This is a genomic window from Rhodococcus sp. EPR-157, assembly GCF_001647195.1.
In the GTDB taxonomy this organism is placed as follows: domain Bacteria; phylum Actinomycetota; class Actinomycetes; order Mycobacteriales; family Mycobacteriaceae; genus Rhodococcoides.
Genome location: NZ_LVCV01000433.1, coordinates 1 through 3,503 on the forward strand (window position 1 = coordinate 1; position 3,503 = coordinate 3,503).

3 protein-coding genes and 1 pseudogene are annotated in these 3,503 nt (G+C 63.3%); all 4 read right to left on the bottom strand.

Annotation, left to right across the window (positions count from 1 at the left end; genetic code table 11):
• Positions 1-546, bottom strand: a pseudogene (locus A2J03_RS20140) (substrate-binding domain-containing protein); the annotation flags it as partial.
• 70 nt (positions 547-616) lie between these two features.
• The gene (locus A2J03_RS20145; RefSeq protein ID WP_442971382.1) at positions 617-2,182 is read right to left on the bottom strand and encodes a hypothetical protein; all 1,566 of its coding nucleotides are present in this window, start codon (positions 2,180-2,182) and stop codon (positions 617-619) included.
• Positions 2,183-2,359: 177 nt separating this feature from the next.
• Complete coding sequence (locus A2J03_RS20150) at positions 2,360-2,794, bottom strand: type II toxin-antitoxin system Rv0910 family toxin (protein WP_068377565.1); 435 nt, start codon at positions 2,792-2,794, stop codon at positions 2,360-2,362.
• A 166-nt stretch (positions 2,795-2,960) separates the two neighbouring features.
• Positions 2,961-3,503: solute symporter family protein (locus A2J03_RS20155; protein ID WP_442971381.1), on the bottom strand; the 543-nt coding region annotated here is incomplete at its 5' end.

The window sequence follows — 3,503 nt, forward strand, 5'->3', positions numbered from 1 at the left end:
GGACTCGGCCAGGGCACCGAGTATCGACGCGAGTGAGGCGCTGCTGTTCAGCGGATCGCCGATCCGCACGGCCGGAGCCTGCAGCACTTCGAGCCAGGTGTTCACCGGAGTCGATTCACCCGGTCGGGTGACCACGACCGGCATCGTATTGACGACCGAGGACTTCGCGACCTCCGGCAACGCGCCGGTCGACCGGAGAGTCTTGAGCAACCACAACGTCGAATCGGGAATCCAGAGATCGGGACGGTTCTCGTCGGTGCCCGCCAACTCGGTTGCGGTGTCGGTGGGAGCTTCCGCCCGCACTTCGAAGTCGGTGCAGCCACGTTCGACGACGTCGGTCGTGGAGAGGATGTCGGAGATGACGGGCGCAACGGTCGGATCCACCGCGAGCGAAACCTGATCCACGGTGTCGCAACCGCCACTACCTGCTCGTACGGCCTGGACCCCGAAGTAGCCACCGACCACCACGACCACAGCGACTACTGCCAGCGCAGCCCATGCATAGGCCGGGTTCCTTCGTGTCCCTGCTCCGTGACGCCCCGACATTCCTTTGACTCCCTTGATTCAGCGACATACGGGCATCGAGCAGACTTCGATGCCAAAAGTAGCGGTTGAATCAGCGACCCGCGCGGCTTTTGAGAGCATTCACAAACACGTTTGGAATTTCTGCAGGATTTCTTGCCAGAAAACTCGTTCCCCCGGTTGCTGCCGAGATCTGCTGAAGGACGCCCGCGTCGGCGTCGTCGGTGATACCGATCGTCACGATGATCACCGGCTTGGTCGGGTCCTGCTCGGCGCGCAGAGTGGCGAGGAGTTCATCGAGCGAGATGCTGCCCGGATCCTCGTTCGACCCGTCGGTCAAAATGATCACGCTGTTGATGTAATCGGGGTCGTACCCTTCTTTGACCTGACGGAATGCAGCGAGTGTCGTGTCATAGAGGCCCGTACCCCCGCCCACCAACCCGGGCAACGACCGGGTCTGCTGACGGATCAGCTCCCGCTGGGTAGTCCCGTCGACGTTCTCGTCGAGCTGCCGGATCGGGGCCAGTTCTCGATAGTCCTGACTCCCGCCGCCGAGGCCGATCGAGAATGCCCACAGGCCGAGTGCAGCGTTGTCGGGAAACAGCGCACTGCCTGTTTCGCTGGCTTGGACGGTCAGCCCGATCCTGGTGTCGGCGCCGGCGCTGTAGCCCATCGAACCGGACACATCCTCCATCACCAGCGTGCGCGACGGCAGCGCAAGGACCTGATAGCGACGCAGCGTCGTTTCGGCGGTTTGTTGGTCGGTGATAGTCAGGGCAGCGACGTCTCCCAAACCGCGACCATCGCTCAGCGGGGCATTGTCAGGTGCGCGGAAACCTGCCTCGGACAACGCCTGCAGCCCTGATTCGGAGGCCAGAGCATCGGCGACGGCCAACCCGGCCGTCTTGGCGGCCTCCCTACCAGCTCCCTCCGGCTCGGTGACCGCGAGTGGAAAGTTCAGAAAGAAGGAGCCGGTCGGCGGCGCCGTCACACCGAATTCGGTGCCGGTCGAGTCCTGGAAGTCGACGAGCGTCTGCTCCGACACCACGGAGACTCCCCCGCCTGCGGCCGTCTCCTCGAGACGCACGACGGGATCCGCTTCACCGCGAGTGTCGGCCTGGGCTTGCGCGATCGGAACCAACGCAGCAGAAACGGAGTCGACGGCGTCGGCGTCGGTGCCCGCTTCGGCGAGCGCACCGAGGATGGCGGCGTCGGACACCGTGTTGGTGAGCGGGTTTCCGATCCGTAGGCCCTTCAACTGCAACGCCGTCAACCACGAGTCGAAGAACGGAACCTCGTCCTTCCGTGCCGCGATGAGCACCGGCGAACTTGCGACGGACTGGCTGGCGACATCGACGAGCGAACCCGTCGCTCGCACAGCCTTGCCCACCCACAGCGCTGAATCTGGAATCCACAGCGACGGGACGTCGACACCCATCGACACTGCCGCGGATGCGTTGCCGGATTCGGTCGCGGTGACATCGACGTTCGCGCACCCGAGATCTTCCGCAGGCGTGTCGGCGACGATCTGCTCGACGACGTCGGCAATCGCCGGGTCAGCGGCCAAGGAAAAGGTCTGCGGGTTCTTGCATCCGGATCCGAAAGCCTTCTGCGCGGCATAGACACCACCGCCGACGACGAGAAGGAGGACGACGGCGATGACGCCGTATTTCACCAGCCCTGTCGAGCCGGACGCCGTGGTGGGCGCCGCACTGTGTCTACCGGGCATTGTCGAACCTCTCCGTAGTGAGCGAGAGGCTTGGTGAAACAGACTCCCGCTGTGCGGTTGCGCAAGATCGTATCGAGACCGCAGCCAGCGAAGTGAGAACCGCCCTGATCAGGCGTACAGGGACTCGAAGGTCTTCATCGAGTTCTCGATGTCACCCTTGAGCGCACGCGCAACTCCGGAACCGATCGGACCGAACAATGGCGCGCCACCGAGCTCGACGTCGAGCGACAAGTCCGACCCACCGTTCTTGGCAGCCGCCACCGACAACAGGAGGCTGATCTTGACGCCGCCCTTACCGTTGCCCTTGAGCTTCAGCTTCTTCGGCGGGTCGTAGCTCTCGATGGTCCAGCGCACCCGGTTACGCATTCCCTTGACACTTGCGACCGACTCCAGGTTGGCGCCTTCTGTCAACTGTTCAGGCAGCTCACAACGCCAGGCTTCGTGAATGGACAACCACTTGTCGTAGTCGGCGAGATCGGACGCATGCGTCCATGCTGTCTCTGGGTCGAGGGGAACGTTGACGGATACCTTCAGCTTGGCCACGCAGGGATAGTAACCACACGTGTCGAGTTTCCTGCGTGAGGTTGGCCCTTACAGCGCGCGCCGCTTTGTGAGGAGTCACAAATTCACCGCTCTACCTCGCCGCGCGACGAGGGCGACCGACTGTATGTCGGCCGCCCTCGTCGCGTGGAATTCGTGCCAGTGAAACTCAGTGAGCGCTTGCCTTCTCTGCACCGATACCGGTGAGCGAGCGGACCTCCATCTCGGCCTGCTTGGCGCGAGACTCGGAATCCTTCGACAGCAGAGTGCCGACGATACCGAGGACGAACGCCAGCGGGATGGAGACGATGCCGGGGTTCGACAACGGGAACCACGCGAAGTCCGAGCCCGGGATCATCGCGGTCGGCGAGCCGGATACTGCCGGCGAGAAGATGATCAGGACGAGCGTCGAGATCAAACCGCCGTACATGCTGCACAGTGCGCCGGTGGTGTTGAAGCGACGCCAGAACAGCGAGTACACGATGGTCGGCAGGTTCGCCGCCGCTGCGACTGCGAATGCGAGTGCGACCAGGAAGGCGATGTTCTGACCGTTCGCCAGGATGCCGAGGCCGATCGCGAGGATACCGATCACGACAGCGGTGATCCGTGAAACCTTGACCTGCTTCTTCTCGTCGACGTCGCCCTTCTTGATGACGCTCGCGTAGATGTCGTGTGCAAACGATGCCGAGGCCGTGATCGTGAGCCCGGCGAC